The 15,257-nt window shown below is 63.8% G+C and carries 19 protein-coding genes and 1 tRNA gene; 8 read left to right on the forward strand and 12 right to left on the reverse strand.

What is annotated here, in order from left to right; all coding sequences use genetic code 11:
* Positions 1–12 precede the first annotated feature (12 nt).
* Together PHLH3_RS11570 and PHLH3_RS11575 are read right to left on the reverse strand one after the other, a co-directional pair.
* Positions 13–1,896 carry a methyl-accepting chemotaxis protein gene (locus tag PHLH3_RS11570; RefSeq protein ID WP_213629300.1) on the reverse strand — a complete coding sequence of 628 codons (1,884 nt, stop codon included), beginning with the start codon at positions 1,894–1,896 and terminating at the stop codon, positions 13–15.
* 222 nt (positions 1,897–2,118) lie between these two features.
* Positions 2,119–2,808, reverse strand: a complete 690-nt coding sequence (locus PHLH3_RS11575; RefSeq protein ID WP_213629301.1) for a crotonase/enoyl-CoA hydratase family protein — start codon at positions 2,806–2,808, stop codon at positions 2,119–2,121.
* A 200-nt stretch (positions 2,809–3,008) separates the two neighbouring features.
* Between PHLH3_RS11575 and PHLH3_RS11580 the strand changes: the two genes are divergently transcribed.
* Together PHLH3_RS11580 and PHLH3_RS11585 are read left to right on the forward strand one after the other, a co-directional pair.
* Positions 3,009–3,227, forward strand: a complete 219-nt coding sequence (locus PHLH3_RS11580; protein WP_213629302.1) for a hypothetical protein — start codon at positions 3,009–3,011, stop codon at positions 3,225–3,227.
* 93 nt (positions 3,228–3,320) lie between these two features.
* Positions 3,321–3,410, forward strand: a tRNA-Ser gene (locus PHLH3_RS11585).
* A gap of 260 nt (positions 3,411–3,670) precedes the next feature.
* Here the strand turns inward: PHLH3_RS11585 and PHLH3_RS11590 are convergent.
* The 4 genes from PHLH3_RS11590 to PHLH3_RS11605 form a co-directional block, all read right to left on the reverse strand.
* Complete coding sequence (locus tag PHLH3_RS11590) at positions 3,671–4,015, reverse strand: hypothetical protein (protein WP_213629303.1); 345 nt, start codon at positions 4,013–4,015, stop codon at positions 3,671–3,673.
* Positions 4,012–4,359, reverse strand: a complete 348-nt coding sequence (locus PHLH3_RS11595; protein WP_213629304.1) for a DUF3592 domain-containing protein — start codon at positions 4,357–4,359, stop codon at positions 4,012–4,014. The genes PHLH3_RS11590 and PHLH3_RS11595 overlap by 4 nt, the downstream gene beginning before the upstream one ends.
* 291 nt (positions 4,360–4,650) lie before the next feature.
* Complete coding sequence (locus tag PHLH3_RS11600; RefSeq protein WP_213629305.1) at positions 4,651–5,067, reverse strand: hypothetical protein; 417 nt, start codon at positions 5,065–5,067, stop codon at positions 4,651–4,653.
* 29 nt (positions 5,068–5,096) lie between these two features.
* Positions 5,097–5,708: a hypothetical protein gene (locus PHLH3_RS11605; protein ID WP_213629306.1), complete on the reverse strand. Its 612-nt coding sequence runs from the start codon at positions 5,706–5,708 to the stop codon at positions 5,097–5,099.
* 313 nt (positions 5,709–6,021) lie between these two features.
* Here PHLH3_RS11605 and PHLH3_RS11610 point away from each other — a divergent pair, with 313 nt between their 5' ends.
* Complete coding sequence (locus PHLH3_RS11610) at positions 6,022–6,588, forward strand: DUF4124 domain-containing protein (protein ID WP_213629307.1); 567 nt, start codon at positions 6,022–6,024, stop codon at positions 6,586–6,588.
* Between the two features lie 75 nt (positions 6,589–6,663).
* On the opposite strand, the gene PHLH3_RS11615 is transcribed toward PHLH3_RS11610, so the two are convergent.
* The 3 genes from PHLH3_RS11615 to PHLH3_RS11625 all read right to left on the reverse strand — a co-directional run bounded on the left by PHLH3_RS11615 (position 6,664) and on the right by PHLH3_RS11625 (position 9,422).
* Positions 6,664–7,743 (reverse strand): hypothetical protein, encoded by a 1,080-nt coding sequence (locus tag PHLH3_RS11615; protein ID WP_213629308.1) that lies wholly within the window; start codon positions 7,741–7,743, stop codon positions 6,664–6,666.
* A gap of 169 nt (positions 7,744–7,912) precedes the next feature.
* Positions 7,913–8,911, reverse strand: a complete 999-nt coding sequence (locus PHLH3_RS11620) for a hypothetical protein (protein WP_213629309.1) — start codon at positions 8,909–8,911, stop codon at positions 7,913–7,915.
* A 193-nt stretch (positions 8,912–9,104) separates the two neighbouring features.
* A complete protein-coding gene (locus PHLH3_RS11625) occupies positions 9,105–9,422 on the reverse strand; it encodes a hypothetical protein (protein ID WP_173178406.1) in 318 nt (105 codons plus the stop codon).
* A gap of 336 nt (positions 9,423–9,758) precedes the next feature.
* On the opposite strand from PHLH3_RS11625, the gene PHLH3_RS11630 reads away from it, so the two are divergent.
* Entirely contained in the window at positions 9,759–10,226 is a 468-nt protein-coding gene (locus PHLH3_RS11630) for a hypothetical protein (protein WP_213629311.1), read from the forward strand.
* A 76-nt stretch (positions 10,227–10,302) separates the two neighbouring features.
* Here the strand turns inward: PHLH3_RS11630 and PHLH3_RS11635 are convergent, their stop codons facing one another.
* Positions 10,303–10,524: a hypothetical protein gene (locus PHLH3_RS11635; RefSeq protein WP_213629313.1), complete on the reverse strand. Its 222-nt coding sequence runs from the start codon at positions 10,522–10,524 to the stop codon at positions 10,303–10,305.
* Between the two features lie 181 nt (positions 10,525–10,705).
* Between PHLH3_RS11635 and PHLH3_RS11640 the strand changes: the two genes are divergently transcribed.
* From PHLH3_RS11640 to efp, 3 genes are all read left to right on the forward strand, one after another.
* Positions 10,706–10,924: a hypothetical protein gene (locus PHLH3_RS11640; RefSeq protein ID WP_111264147.1), complete on the forward strand. Its 219-nt coding sequence runs from the start codon at positions 10,706–10,708 to the stop codon at positions 10,922–10,924.
* A 161-nt stretch (positions 10,925–11,085) separates the two neighbouring features.
* The gene (gene earP, locus PHLH3_RS11645; RefSeq protein ID WP_213629314.1) at positions 11,086–12,213 is read left to right on the forward strand and encodes an elongation factor P maturation arginine rhamnosyltransferase EarP; all 1,128 of its coding nucleotides are present in this window, start codon (positions 11,086–11,088) and stop codon (positions 12,211–12,213) included.
* Between the two features lie 43 nt (positions 12,214–12,256).
* Positions 12,257–12,823, forward strand: coding sequence for an elongation factor P (gene efp, locus PHLH3_RS11650; RefSeq protein WP_173178410.1), 567 nt, complete (start codon positions 12,257–12,259; stop codon positions 12,821–12,823).
* A 69-nt stretch (positions 12,824–12,892) separates the two neighbouring features.
* Here efp and PHLH3_RS11655 read toward each other — a convergent pair whose 3' ends face one another.
* A complete protein-coding gene (locus PHLH3_RS11655) occupies positions 12,893–13,918 on the reverse strand; it encodes an alpha/beta hydrolase (RefSeq protein ID WP_213629316.1) in 1,026 nt (341 codons plus the stop codon).
* Between the two features lie 150 nt (positions 13,919–14,068).
* Positions 14,069–14,521, reverse strand: a complete 453-nt coding sequence (locus PHLH3_RS11660) for a MarR family transcriptional regulator (RefSeq protein ID WP_213629318.1) — start codon at positions 14,519–14,521, stop codon at positions 14,069–14,071.
* Positions 14,522–14,674: 153 nt separating this feature from the next.
* Here PHLH3_RS11660 and PHLH3_RS11665 point away from each other — a divergent pair, with 153 nt between their 5' ends.
* The gene (locus PHLH3_RS11665) at positions 14,675–15,181 is read left to right on the forward strand and encodes an RDD family protein (RefSeq protein ID WP_213629320.1); all 507 of its coding nucleotides are present in this window, start codon (positions 14,675–14,677) and stop codon (positions 15,179–15,181) included.
* Positions 15,182–15,257 lie beyond the last annotated feature (76 nt).

Raw genomic sequence — 15,257 nt, forward strand, 5'->3', positions numbered from 1 at the left:
GGCCTGCCCGGGTCAGATCTTGAAGCGGCTGAGCAACCTGTCCTGCTGGCCGACCTGTTCCACCATCACCGCGCATTGGCGCACCTGCTGCTCGGCGCCGCCGGCGACCTCGTGGCTGATGTCGCGGATATTGGTGGTGTTGCGGTTGATCTCTTCGGTGGTGGCGCTCTGTTGCTCGGCGGCGGTGGCGATCTGCAGGTTCATGTCGTTGATGCGGTTGATGGCATCGCGGATGCGCCCGAGCATGTCGTTGGCGGCGCCGGCATCGTCGGCGGTCTTGCTGGCGGTGTCGCGGCTTTGCTGCATGCGCTGCTCGGCCTGGCGTACGCCGGTCTGCAGCTGGTCGATCATCTGGCGGATTTCCTGGGTCGACTGCTGGGTGCGCGAGGCGAGGGAGCGTACCTCGTCGGCCACCACCGCGAACCCACGACCGGACTCGCCGGCCCGCGCGGCCTCGATGGCGGCGTTGAGGGCGAGCAGGTTGGTCTGGTCGGCGATGCTGGTGATCACCGAGAGGATGGATTCGATGCTCTGGCTGAGCTTGGCCAACTCGTTGATGGCCTGGCCGGTGTCGTCCATCTCGTTGGCGAGCTGCTTGATCGCCTCGGTGGAGCGGGAGACCACGGTGACGCCGTTCTCGGTCTCCTCGTTGGCGGCCAGCGCGGCCTGGGCGGCAGCCTGGGCGTTGCGTGCCACCTCCTCGGCGGTGGAGGCCATCTCCTGCATGGCGGTGGCCAGCTGGTCCAGCTCCATCAGTTGCACCTGCAGGCGGTTGGCTGCCTGGCCGGCTTCGTTGGAGGTGAGGTCGGTGCTGCCGCGCACCTGCCTGGAGCTGCCCATCACGTCGCCGATCAGGGTCTGCAGGTTCTGCAGGAAGCTGTTGAATTCGCGTGCCACCAGGGAGATTTCATCGTTGCCGGCGGCGGGCAGGCGCTTGGTCAGGTCGCCCTGGCCGCTGTTGATCTCGTGCAGCGAATCGCCCAGTGCGTCCAGCGGGCGCAGCAGGCTCTTCATCAGTACGCCGAGCAGCACCAGGCTGATGACCACGCCCAGCACGGTGCCGATCACGGCGCGCCAGCTGAGGGCATTGGCTTCGGCCATCACCTTGCCCTGGTCGAGCACGACGCCGATGTACCAGTCCATGCCCTTGAGGTTGGGCAGCGGGGTGAAGGACACCAGCAGTTGCTGGTCGCCGGTATCGACCTCCTGCAGTTCCTTGTTCAGGGCCGGGCTCTTGCCGCCGAACAGCTCGCTGTAGGGCTTGCCGTTCAGCTTGGTGTCGGGGTGGGAAATGATGTTGCCGTTGCGGCTGAGCAGGAAGGCGTAGCCGGCGCCGTTGAAGTCCAGTGTATTGACCGCGTCGGCCACGGTCTTGAGGCGGATGTCGCCGCCCATCACGCCGAGGAACTTGCCGGCGTCGGTGATGCGGGCGACGGCGGAGATGAGGATCTCGCCGGTGGTGGAGTCGACGTAGGGCTCGGTGAGCACGGCCTGGCTGCCGGCCTTGCCGGTGGCGTACCAGGGGCGCTGGCGGCCGTCCCAGTCGGGCTTGGGCTGCCAGGATGGGTCGTTCTTGATCGGCTTGCCGTCGGCTTCGAGGGAGCCGAAGACGAGGATGAATTCATTCTTCAGCATCGACGAGTCGACCACGCGCTGGGTTTCCTCGGGGCTGTACTTGCTGTCGATGGTCTGGGCCATCAGGTCCATCAGGCGCAGTTTGGCGTTGAGCCAGTTCTCGATCTGGCGGGCGAGGGCGTTGCTGGATTCGGAGATGCTCGATTCGGCCTGGGCGCGAAGGGTGCTGCGGACCTGGCTGACCTGGGCCAGGGACAGGAGCGCGGTGGTGAGGAAGAGTACGGCTGCGGCGGCAAGGCTGACCTTGTGGGCAATCTTCATACGGAGCTCCTGGCGATTGATATGCCTGATGCCTTCCGTCCGTGCCTGGCGTCATGGCTTAAAAGTAATACAGCTTTTCGAGCTTGTCCGAAGCAAAGTGCCATCATCTGTCGGAAATTCTTGCAGCTCGTCTGGGGAGGGAGTCTAGGCGGCTGCAGCGAGGCGGGAGGCGGAAATGAAAAAGCCCGGCGCGGAGCCGGGCTTTCGACAGCGACGATGCGATCAGAGCGGGTGCTGCTTGTCCTGCTCGATAGCGGCATCCAGGGTCTCGAGCAGCGCCTTGCGCACCTTGAGCTTGGTGTTCCTGTGGGCGGTGGAGTTGATCTTCTTCATCTGCTGGGCGACGGCCTGGGCAGTGGCCAGCAGTTCTTCGGCAGGCACGACCTTGTCGAGGAAGCCGGCTTCCAGGGCACCCTTGGGGTCGAACATCTCGCCATTGATCACCGAGCGGTGGAAGGCCGCCTTGGTCAGGCGGTCACGCGCCAGTTCGATGCCGACGTGGTGCATGGTCATGCCAATCAGCACTTCGTTCAGGCCGATGCTGAACGGGCCGTCGACGCCGATGCGGTAGTCCGCCGACAGCAGCAGGAAGGCACCCTTGGCCACGGCATGGCCGGAGCAGGCGACGATGATCGGGTAGGGGTGGGCGAGCATGCGGCGCGCCAGGGTGGAGCCGGCGGCGACCAGGTTGACGGCGTTCTGCGGGCCGGAGGTCATCACCTTGAGGTCGTAGCCACCGGAGAGGATGCCCGGCTGGCCGGTGAGGATGACGATGGCGCGGTCCTGCTCGGCGCGGTCGAGCGCGGCGTTGAAGGCGGCGATCACGTCCGGGGAAATCGCGTTCACCTTGCCGTTGGCAAGGGTGAGGGTGGCGATGCCGTCTTCGAATTGGTAGGAGATCAGCTCACTCATGGCAGGGGTCCTTGTTGTGGAATGGGGCAGACGTTACTCACGCGCACGGGGCAGGTAAAGCGCTTTGGCTGACTGGCAAGTCAGGCGCACCGGGCCCTTGCTCCTTATAAGGCGCGCTCTATGGCGACGATGCGGACTGCCAATTGGGCGCTGCGCACGCCAGCCGATAACCTCGCCGCCATCGCCTGAAGGAGCTCCCCATGGACCGACCCGCCCATATCGCCAGCATCATCCTCGCCGTCGTCCTGCTGCTCGGCTCGCTGTTCCTGGCCAACAGCGCGGTGCTGCAGAATCCTGCCGGTGTGCTGCTCCTGTTCGTCGCTGGAGTATTCGTTTCCTTCGGCTTCATCTTCTTCGGCAGCCTCAAATTCGACGACTACCGCCAGGGCCAGGACAGCGACTCGACCCGCTCTTCATAAGCGCATGAAAATTCTCAAAAAAATATTTGCATTCCGGAAAACACTCCACTAAATTAGCGCACCTCGACGGGGCTGACGCCTCGTAGAGATCCCGGTGAGGTGTCCGAGCGGTTGAAGGAGCACGCCTGGAAAGTGTGTATACGGGAAACCGTATCGTGGGTTCGAATCCCACCCTCACCGCCACTTTCCGATTCAAGCAAACCCCTGATATTCCTAGTGAAGTCAGGGGTTTTTGCTTTCTAGCGGTTTCGTTCAGGACCATTTTAGGACCAGAACACCGTATTCCAGTCCTGCTCAGGACGCCCCCTGAAACCTGTCATCTCGAAAGTTGCTGCCGCCAGGCTCCTGATTGGGATTGAGAGTGGCTAAAGCGAGCGGATGGCCGTCGGGCCTCTGCGCCTGGAGTACGCCGCTACTTTATGGTTGCGAGCGGGCGCTGCGTATCACTGGCATCCCGGTTTTGGCAGCTGGTCACAGGTGATGGGGTCCTGCCCTGGAAATCCGTAGCTGTACTCCCCGATGATGTCCCTGTCTTCAACGGTGATGTTGAGGTAGGTGCCATCCGCGCAGACCCAGCCACCAGACAGGAACCATGCGTTCCCCATCACTACGCCCCCATCCATTTCGCCAAGGTGGTCCAGGCGGTGAAAGGAGGTCTGGCCGAGCTTGAGCTCGGAAATCAGGGATGGCGTGATACGGCACTGCTCCGGCTCGGTAGCGCATCCGGGGAGGAGGATTGCCATCAGTGCGGGCCAAACATGAGCAAGGCGCCTTGTGTTCACCTTCATAGCTTCAATCCATCCCATCCCGGGGTTGTGATCATTGCATCCTGAGGGAACTGGGGATCGTACTTCACCTTCACGGAAGTGCCCGGCTTGTTCTGGCTAAGGGTTCCGTCGAGGGTCCGTCTTTTGACTTCTCTGATTCCGACGTCCGAGTACGTGTGGCCATCAACGGTATAGGAGACGTTGATCTTCACGACGTAAGAGGAGCCGCCGTTCTGGGGCTTGTGCGTGATCGTCGTGATTGTTCCGGTGGTTTCGGGCCAGCTCTGGTGGATGAGTATCTGCTTGACGCAAAAGTAGGCGAATGCGGCGAAGGCCGCGACCTTGAGGATCGTTCCCAGCTTCATTGTGTTCTTCCTTGAATCGACGTCTTCGGCTGCCCGGGCCTTGGCTGATGTCGCGCAACTCTACTGGCAGTGCGGCGTGTCGGCAAATGTCCGGAAACCGGCTGATGATGAGGTTGGCAAAGGCGCTGGATTCTCAGGGCTCAGAATGAAAAAGCCCCGCATTGGCGGGGCACTCTGCATCCGACTGGCACGTCAGGTTGCTCGTGAGCTGTGCAATGCCAGTGGTTTCGCCTTTCCGCGTCCGAGATAACCTGGTGCCGATTCCGGAGGGAAGCCTGTGAGTTCGGCCACTCAAGGCGGCCCGAACTCGATCTGGGCGCAGCCGTGGGACAGCAGCATCTGCCCGTCGTCGGCCTCGAAGGCGGTGATGGTCTTCGACTTGTCGACCGTGATCGTGATGATGCAGCGGTTGGGGTGGTGGACGTTGTCCCAGTAGTTGGTGGTGACGATGACGTTGCCTTGCTGCTCCGACGAGGTGCCCACCACTTCGTTCCGGTAGTAGGACGTGTCGCTGTACCAGCTGAGCACGACCTCACCGGTGCCGGTGGGGTTCATCTGGTCCGGCTTGCCGAAGAAGTTGATGGCCTCCTCGGCGGAGCGGCCCTTCCATTGGCTGGCGGCGTAGAGCTCGGGGAGCGTGTCCATCTGGATGCAGCCACCGAGTGCCAGCGGCAGGCAGGCCAGGGCGAGTATCCGTAGCGTTTTCATTTGTCTGTCTCCTGGGGCCTGGCTTCCCGTCACTGATTGGCGGGCTTGTTGCCCAGGAGGAGGTCGAGGTCGCGCAGCACGCCCTGGCTGCTGTTCTTCACGGCGTTGGGGCCATGGTTCTCTTCATTGGCGCTCGGGCGGGTGATGCCCCACATCTTGGTGCGGGTGACGGTGGCGAGGACGTCGGCGGTGGTGTTGCCGAGACGCATCATCGCGTTGGATTCGCGCTCGTCGGGTTTGCAGGCGAAGTCGTAGGAGCGGTCGACCCAGCTCTGCGGGACCGGTTTCCAGCCTTGTGGCGCCGGCAGGGACGAGGCGGTGGCGGAGCGGTTATAGGCGGTGACGGCGTTGACCTTCAGCAGGCGCTTCTTGCACTGGAACTGCAGGTCGTAAGCGACGAAATCGGGGGCGTCGGCGGTTTCGAATATCTGCACGACGGTGACGGAGCGGGCGGGTTCTGCCTGGCCGGATTCCATCTTGACTTCGGTGACGGAGGCGCCGTCGGCGTAGAAGAGGTCACGGTTGGGCTGGTCCCCGGTGCCGAAGATCACCCACCAGTCGGCGGCCATCGCCGTTTGCTGGACCTGGATCAGCAGCAGTGCCAGCGATGCGCCCAGTACGACTTTGTTCTTGAGGTTCATGCGTGTCTTCCATGGAGGGCCGCTCGGCAACTGGAGAGGCCAGTCCCTTGCACGGCAAAGCGCGGACGTTAGCGAGTGCCCGTGGCGACTTGAATAGGGCGCATGAGCTAGTGGCGCGGTGCCGTCAGGCAGGTTGTGCGCCCTGTCGCAACCTGCCTGTGGCGCAGTGCCGGTTTTTTCGTGTGGGGTCATTGCTGCATGGGTTGCCGGTGGGTGACGCAAACCGGAAACTGCCTTGCCTGTTCGGGCATGTTCGGTTTCAGTCATGGGCGCCGGTCGGCGCTTCACTCATGGGTATATCGGGAGCTGCATTGTGGTTTCAGGGAAATGGCTGGCGGTGCTCGCCGCGGTGATGGTGTTGTCGGGGCTGCCGGTGGTGGCGGGTGCGCAGATCTACAAATGGGTGGATGCCGACGGCAAGGTGCAGTTCGGCAATGTGCCGCCGCCGAGCGGGGCGGAGCAGATCAAGGGGGCGGCTGCATCCCCGGCCGAGAAGGCGCCCGAGGCGGCTGCGAAGCCGACCACCGATGCCGCGCCTGCAGAGCCTTCGGCCTTCAAGAGCGCCGATATCGTCGGGCGCTGGTACATGAAGAACGATGAAGAAACGCTGGACTGGACCTTCAAGGCCGATGGCGGCTTCGCCGGCACCCTGGTTGACAGCATGGGAACCGGGCGCTCGGCCGGGACCTGGGAGCTGAAGGGCGACACGTTGCGGGTGGTGACCCGCAACACCTTCAAGGACAGCTTCTCGGGCGGTGGGGAGCGCGAGGCTACCGAGCGTTCCGAGTACACCCTGCTCGGTGTCGAGGCGGGCAGCCTGAAGCTGCTGCCGGACCAGTCGCTGTTCAAGCGGCCGCCGTACACCTTCATCAAGCGCTGATCTTCGCGTGCATGAAAAAGCCCCCGGGAGTCGAGGACTCCAGGGGGCTTTTGCGTTTCAGGGCCAGCCGTTGGCTCAGCGCTTGAGCACGTAGGTCTCGCCCCAGATGCTTTCATCCTTGACCGGCTTGGCGTTGAGCTTGACCGGGCGGTACTGCAGGTTGGCCAGGGCCTTGCTCATCTTCATGTAGCCGTACTTGGACGGGTCGCTGGCGCCGCGGAATTCCTGCAGGCCGGTGGGGATGCGCACCATATAGAGGGCGGAGAGTTCGCAATCGAGCTTGTCGTTGGCCACGCGCCGGCAGTCCTTTTCCTCGAAGCCGACGTTGGGGGCCTCGGGGTAGAAACCGTCGACCACGATGGCTTCGCCGGGAGCGACGTCGAAGGAGGCGAAGGCCTTCTTCAGTTCGCTGTGGGCCTCGACGCTGGCCACCTTGCGCTCGTTGATGTCGGCGACCCAACCACCCGCCGAGGTCTGGCGTGTGACGTCGTAGGAGCTGGTTCCCCAGCTCACGCATTCGCCGCTGACCACACGCACGGCGGCGCAATAGTTCTGGTTCACCGTATCGGTCTGGTATTGCGGGTCCTGCCAGCGCTGGCCCCGGTCGAATTCGCTGAATTCCTTCTCCACCAGGGTGACCTTGCCCAGGGGTGAGGGCGCGATGTCGCGGTTGGCCTGGGGATTGGGCGTGGTAGTGCGCGGCGAGTTGTAGAGGCTGCCGACCAGGTCGTAATGGCCGGGCTCGACGATGTAGATCTGGTACAGCGTGCGGCCGAACACCGTCTGGTAGTGGGAGCCGTGGACGCCGATCTTCTCGGCCTTCATGTTGTTGCCCACATAGAGGATGCGCTGGGGGTTGGCGCTGTTTCGCCAGACCGCGGTGCCGGTGCGCAGCTTCTCGAAACGCACCGAATCGTCGTTGTTCTCGAAGTTGTACTGCTGGCTGTCGAGGTTGACGGTGGTGGTGACGACTATCGCCATGCCACTGGCCATCGCCGCCTCGAACAGGTCGTCGGTGGCGGCGTGCAGCTGGCGTGCCTGGGCTTCGACGTCCTGTTCGTACTGGCGCTGCTGGTCGATCAGCGAGGGCGGTGGGACGCAGCCGCCGAGCAGTGCCAGGCCGAGCAGGCTGAGGCAGGGGAGTCCTTTGTTCATGAGGCGTTCCTTCTGGATGCGGGCCTGGAGTCCCGATAGGAGAGGGGATTCGAGGCGGCCAAGCATAGCGGCGGTGCCAGCCACGTTACGCCAACCGGCTCACGCTTGGTCGCCGACTAGTACATCCGTACTAGGGAATGGCCCCCGGCCGAAGCCGGGAGCGCGAGGTTTACAACGGCTTGATGGTGCCGAGCCGGTCATTGATGACGAAGGAGCGGTTGGCACTGTCGACCACGGTGATCTCGGCGCCGGCCACGCCATCGCGGTCGGCGACGGCATAGATGGCGTAGGTCCCGGAGACGGTGTAGTCCTTGGCCTGGCCGGTGCGCTGGTGCACCACGCGGACCTTGCCCGGCAGTGCCAGGATGACTTCCTGTCCCGGCTGGCCATCGGTGTCGGCGAGGGTGCCGTGGACGTTCCAGTTGGAGCCGGTGCCGCCGGGGTAGCTGCTGAGTACGGCCGTCTGCACGCCGCCGGTGATCACCAGCAGGCTGCTGCTGGAGCGTGCCACCAATTCGTTGCCCGGCGCGCCGTCGAGGTCGGCGGCGGTGATGACGCTGGTGACGCCGTCGGTGGGGAACTCGCGGCCGGCCTGCAGGCTGTAGTCGTACAGGCGCAGGCTGGTGCCGGCGGTGTAGGCGAGGGTGGCGTAGGGCAGGGTGCCGAGGTTGTAGGCGCCCTGGTATTGCCAGGTGCCGGTGATGCCGTCGGTGACGTTGCGCTTGGTGCGGTTGAGGTTGCAGATCAGCACCAGGGCGTTGCCGGTGCGGACGATCACCTCGTCGCCCTGGCCGCCGTCCAGCTGGGCGGTGCCGACCACGTCGAAGAGGGTGTTGCCGATGCTGTATTTGCGCACGTCGTTGAGCGCGTGGTTGACGATGGCCACGTCGGGGCCGGCCTTCACCACCAGCTCGGCACCGGGCTGGCTGTCGGTGTTGGCCGCGGTGGCGAGGGTCCAGATGACGTTGCCGAAGTTGTAGCTGCGCTCCAGGGCGCCGGCGGCGTTGCGTACCTCCAGCACGCCGGTGCCGCGATAGACGCTTTCCAGCGTGCCGTCGCCGTTGAGGTCCCATTTGCCGAGCAGTTCGGCGGCGAGGGCATTGAGGGTGAATCCCTGGGCGCCGAGCAATCCGGCGCCGGCCAGTATCAGCTTCGCTAGCTTTTTCATCTCTCAGTCCTTTTCCTTGATGAGTCGGTCGGGAGTCTGACCGGCGCCCAGCAGAGCACAGGGCGGGAAGGCTGGAAATGATGGCAATGAGGCGCTAGGGGTTCCCCCTAGGCGGGCGGGTGCTGGAGCGGTTGCGGCAGTTTGGCGCGGGGGCATCGCCAGGCGGGTGCGCTGGCGATGGGAGGCGGGGTTCTTACCAGTACAGGGTCACGCGGGTGTCGCCCTGGGCGTCGCCGGTCACCTGGGTCACGGGCTTGTCGGCGAGGGTCTCGCTGTGGCCGTTGGCGTGCTCGGTGCGCACCTGGTATTCACCGCCCTGGGAGCAGGATTGACGGGTCACGCTGTAGGAGCGCGAGCGGGCGTCATAGCCGCTGTCGACTGCGCAGGCGCTGGATATCGTCAAGCTGACGCCCAGGTTGCCCGTGGCTTGGCCGGCATTGCTGGTGGTGGAGAAGAAAGCACTGGTGATCAGTAACGCTGCGAAGATGGAGCGCTTGAAGGCCGTACTCATTCCGACTGCTCGACGGTGAAGCCGACGGTGATCGGCCTTCCTGGTCGAGTCACTACGAATCAGCTTGGATTGCTTTCCCTGGATGGATTGAACGCTGCGTTGCAGGGGGCGCTACGCCAGCAGGTTCGCCGTGAACTTGGCGCCAATTGTAAGGTGATGGCCACGTGATGGCTAGCTCATCTCTTAGCCATTTGTCGGCAATCTCTTACATGGTCTAGGGGTTGCCCCTAGAACACCCTACGCCCTCTTGGTGGGGCCGCAACTCTTGCGTCGCGCCCTCTGTCCAACGAGGGCACGTGCTATAAACCTAGGGTTTGAAGCCACTGGAGATGGACAATGAGCGACAACAACAACCTCGCCAAGCAGGAGCCTGCGGGCCTCGCCGAATACGACCTGAGCAAGGCGAAGGACTTCGAGTGGACGGGCCGCAGCATGGACTGGTTCCTGCAGATGCTGGTGCGCCAGGCCAACGACCTCGGTGTGGAGGTCGGCATCACCCTGACCATCGGCGCGGGGATGATCAGCGGCACGCTCATCTCCGTCGAGAGCTACTTTGCCCAGTTCGCCGACGAGTACGCCAACTCCTGGCCGCAGGAGGGGCGGGAGGACATTCGCGCCACCTTCGCCAACCTGGGCGTGATGACCAAGACCACCGGCGACGACCCGAAACTGCTGCCGCCGCAATACATCCACCTGAAGAACGTCAACGTCCATGCCGCCGGCGGCCTGACCTGCACCGGCCTGACACTGTGGCGCGGCACGCTCGCCTCGGTGACCGGGTTCAACCTTGGCACCCTGAGCTGACCTTCACGTCCGACGTCGCGCAACCCCCGACCCGTGACCCAGAGGAGCCCCGGTATTCGTCCGGGGCTTCCTGCTTTCAGTACTTGCGCCGCACCGCGACATCGGTGATGCCCTTCTCGGCGGTCATGCGCAGGTAGTCGCTGTTGTTCCTCGGCTCCCCGGTGAAGGGGATGCCGTGTTTCTCCATCAGCAGGCCATAGATGTCGGAGCTGGACGGCTGGTAATCCACCTCGACCATGAAGGCGCGCGGGGTGCCGTTTTCCTTGTAGATGATCTCGTAGCGGTTGTGGCCCTTCATGTCTTCCTCCTTGCCGGGTGTCCTTGCCAATAGACGGGCAGGGCGGGAATTGGTTTTGCCGATTTTCCCGGGCGGTCCACGGGCGTGATCGTGAACGTCCATAAGCACTATCGAGACGACTGATTTCAAAGCGGCGCGGCGCGCCAATAAAGTTGGCTCCAACAGATTGAAGGAGGCAGCCATGCCGCATATCGACATCATGTCCGTCGTTGGAAGTGCAGTTCCCGAGGCGCTGCGTGCGCAGGGGCATCTGGCCTGCTGGTTCGTGATGATCGACGGCCAGTGCAAATCCGGTCCCTACACCACCCTGGACATGGCCTGCGCAAGCAAGGCGATCTGGGAGTTGGAAATGGCCAAGATGGCCAAGCGACACAAGGGTTTCCTGGCCATGGCCGCCTGAGTTTTCCAGCGCCTGCTCCGGCGCATTTTGGCAGCGTGGGGCTGCCCGTTTATTCCTGGTGCCCATCCCGCACCCCCTTTGGCCCGCCACCTGGCGGGCCTTGTTTTTTCCGCCCGGGCCGGCTGCGGGTAAACTGCCGGCTTTTATCGCGGAAGCCCCTCGTGAACTGGGACATTTTCTGTAGCGTCGTGGACAACTACGGCGATATCGGCGTGACCTGGCGCCTGGCGCGCCAGCTGGTGGCCGAGCACGGCCTGCGGGTGCGTCTCTGGGTGGACGAGCCGGCCGCCTTCGCGCGGCTGTGCCCCGGCGCCGATGCCAGGGCCGATCGCCAGGTGCACCAGGGCGTGGAGGTACGCCACTGGCCGGCCGAGTGGCAGCCGACGGAACCTGCGGACGTGGTGATCGAGGCCTTCGCCTGCCAGCTGCCCGCTGCCTACCGGGAGGCCATGGCTGCACGGGCCCGCTCGCCGCTCTGGTTGAACCTGGAGTACCTCAGCGCCGAGGAGTGGGTGGAAGGCTTCCACGGCCTGCCGTCCCTGCAGGCCGATGGGCTGCAGAAGTTCTTCTTCCTCCCGGGGTTCACCGAGCGCACCGGCGGCCTGCTGCGCGAGCGCGGCTTGCTCGACCGGCGCGATGCCTTGCGCGGGAAGCCCGGGGCCCGGGCCGATTTCCTCCGCACGCTCGGCGTGCAGCACCGGCCGGGTGAGCGGCTGATCTCCCTGTTCGCCTACGAGAATGCAGCGCTGCCCGGCTGGCTCGATGCCTTGGCGGCGGACCCGCGCGCCACCCAGGTGCTGGTGCCCGAAGGGCGCGTGCTGGGCGATGTGGCGAACTGGCTCGGTGCCGGTGGCCTGGCCGTGGGTGACAGGCACCAGCGCGGCAGCCTGGTGCTGCAGGTGCTGCCCTTCCTGTCCCAGGACGATTACGACCGCCTGCTCTGGTGCTGCGACTTCAACGCGGTACGCGGGGAGGATTCCTTCGTGCGTGCGCAATGGGCCGGCCAGCCGATGCTCTGGCACATCTACCAGCAGGAGGACGATGTTCACCTGGAGAAGCTCGACGCTTTCCTCGCGCGCTATGTCGCCGACCTGGACGAGGCGCCGGCGCGGGCGTTGCTCGCGGCCTGGCGGGTGTGGAACCAGGGGGGCGACATGGGCGCCGCCTGGTTGGCGATGCAGTCTTTCGAGGCCTGCTTGCAGGCCCATGCCGCGAAATGGTGCGGGTTGCAGGCGGGTCGCCAGGATCTGGCGGCAGGGCTGGTGCATTTTTATACAAATTGGATATGATACGCGGCCTGTTTTTTGTCACTCATCCAAATCGGATATTCGTATGAAAACCGCTCAAGAGTTCCGCGCTGGCCAGGTTGCCAACATCAATGGCTCCCCCTGGGTCATCCTGAAAGCCGAGTTCAACAAGTCCGGCCGCAACAGCGCAGTCGTCAAGATGAAGCTGAAGAACCTGCTCAACGGTTCCGCCACCGAGACCGTGTTCAAGGCCGACGACAAGCTGGAACCGGTAATCCTGGATCGCAAGGAAGTTACCTACTCCTACTTCGCTGATCCGCTGTATGTGTTCATGGACAACGAATTCAACCAGTACGAGATCGAGAAAGACGATCTGGAAGCCGTACTGACCTTCATCGAAGACGGCATGACCGACATCTGTGAAGCCGTGTTCTTCAACGAGAAAGTCATTTCCGTCGAACTGCCGACCACCATCGTCCGCCAGATCGCCTACACCGAACCTTCCGTTCGTGGCGACACCTCCGGCAAAGTGATGAAGACCGCTCGCCTGAACAACGGTGCCGAGCTGCAGGTTTCCGCCTTCTGCGAAATCGGCGACTCCATCGAGATCGATACCCGCACCGGCGAGTACAAGTCCCGCGTCAAGGCCTAAGCCTTTAGCGAGATGTGAAAAGCCCGGCCTAGGCCGGGCTTTTTGTTGCCTGTGATTTTTCGCCTGGATTCACTGCAGGTGCTTCTTCAGCTCGGCGCCGGCCTGGAGCATGGCCGAGCGCACCGCCGGGACCTGGTTGACCACGTTGAGCAGGCCGTAGTCGTGGATCATGCCGTTGTAGCGCACGGCGGTGACCTCGACGCCGGCGGCGTCCAGCTTGCGGGCGTAGGCTTCGCCTTCGTCACGCAGCACGTCGAACTCGGCGGTCTGGATCAGGGTCGGCGGCAGGCCTTTCAGTTGCTCGGTGGTGGCGCGCAGGGGCGAGGCGTGGATCTCGGCGCGCTGCTTCGGGTCGGTGGTGTAGCTGTCCCAGAACCACTGCATCATCGGCTTGGTGAGGAAGTGCCCCTGGGCGAACTGGTTGTACGAGGCCGTCTCGAAGTTGGCGTCGGTCACCGGCCACAGCAACACCTGGGCGCGCAGTTTCGGGGTGCCCTGTTCCTTGGCCATCAGCGCCACCACCGCGGCCATGTTGCCGCCGACGCTGTTGCCGGCCACGGCCAGGCGCGAGCTGTCGACGCCGATGTCCTTGCCGTGCTCGGCCACCCATTTAGTGGCGGCGTAGGCCTGGTTGATGGCGGTGGGGTACTTGGCCTCGGGGGAGGGGGTGTAGTTCACGTAGACGGCGACCGCGCCGGAGTTCACCACCAGGTCATGGATCAGGCGTTCGTGGGTCGGGTAGTCGCCCAGCACCCAGCCGCCGCCGTGGAAGAACATGAACACCGGCAGGTCGCCCTTGGCGCCTTCGGGGCGGACGAGGGTCAGCTCCAGGGGCTGGCCGTCGATCTCGATGCTCTTCTTCTCGACGCGGGTGCCGGAGAGGTCGACCTTGACGCCGGCCTGGGCGCCCACCAGCACGGCGCGGGCATCCTTCGGCGCCAGGGTTTCCAGGGGCTTGCCGTTGCCGGCTTCGAGGGCTTCGAGGAAGGCCTGGGTGGTGTGTTCCACGCCGGGGCTGCCGGCGGCGAAGGCGCTGCCGATGGACAGGGCGAGAAGGCTGCCGGTGAGGAGGGTGCCGATGCGCTGGGTGGTCATGGTGGTTCTCCGCTGGATTCGTTTGGTTTCGTAAAATATTGCGCGCTAACTAAGTGCGTGGTGTGGAAATTAGCGATCATTTAGTTTGTGCGCAAGATATTTATCGAGAACAAAACCGAATAATACGCCAGCGAAACAGGAATAAGGCCGTCAGACGGCCTTTTGCAGGCTCCTGCGCAGGTTCACCAGTTCGTCCTTCAGCTGGCCGAGGCTGGCAATGTCCATCTCGCTGGCGGCGAGGATGCAGGCGGGCACGCGCTGGGCCTGCTTGTGCATGGCACGGCCCTTGTCGGTGATGTGCAGTTCGACCACGCGTTCGTCGGCGCTGCTGCGGGTGCGGGTGATCAGGCCTTCGGCTTCCAGGCGTTTGAGCAGGGGGGTGAGGGAGCCCGGGTCGGTGAGCAGGCGCGCGCTGATATCGCCCACGGTGATGCCGTCGCCTTCCCAGAGCACCATCATCGCCAGGTACTGCGGGTAGGTGAGGCCCAGTTCCTGCAGCAACGGCTTGTACACCTTGGTCATCAGCAGGGAGGTGGAATACAGGGCAAAGCACAGCTGGTTGTCGAGCAGCAGGTCGTCGCAACGTTCGAGCGGGGTGTTCATGGCGGCCTCCTTGGGGGCTGGAATGGTCATAATTTAGCGCACAAGCCTTTCGTGAGCAAAATTTGACCGGTTCTCATTTCGGCGAGCCGGCACTTGCGCCATGGCGGGCAGAGGCCAGAATTGCGTGCTGAATCCACGCAAGGAAAGCTGCAAATGACCGACACCCAGAACCCCTATCAATCGCCCCAGGCGGAACTGACCCACGAAGCCACCGGCCTGCCGCTGGCTGCTCGGGGCTCGCGCCTCGGTGCCGCGCTCATCGACGGGATGATCCTGTTGTGCGTCACCCTGCCCATCAGCTACCTGCTCGGTCTCTACGATGGAATCATGGAGGGTGCGCAGCCCGGGTTCGGTCAGCAGGCGCTGGGCTCGCTGGTGGGGATCGTCGTGTTCCTGGCGATCAACGGGCACTTCCTGAAGAACTACGGCCAGACCGTGGGCAAGCGCATCCTCAAGCTCGCCATCGTCGATCTGCAAGGCAACAAGCCCGAGTGGATCACCATGTACCTCAAGCGCTACCTGCTCTGGGGCCTGGTCGCCTACATCCCGATCATCGGTGGCCTGGTGCTGCTGGCGAACTACCTGTTCATCTTCCGTGAGGACCGCCGCTGCCTGCACGACCTGACCGCCGGCACCCGCGTGGTGCAACTGCCCAACTGATGGCGCGGCCGCCCGGGCTTTGATCCGGGCGGTTATTCCGTGGTGATGGATTTCGCTTCGCTCTACACCATCCTAC

Origin of the sequence: Pseudomonas sp. Pc102, from assembly GCF_018408275.1 — a bacterium.
Classification (GTDB): domain Bacteria; phylum Pseudomonadota; class Gammaproteobacteria; order Pseudomonadales; family Pseudomonadaceae; genus Metapseudomonas; species Metapseudomonas tohonis.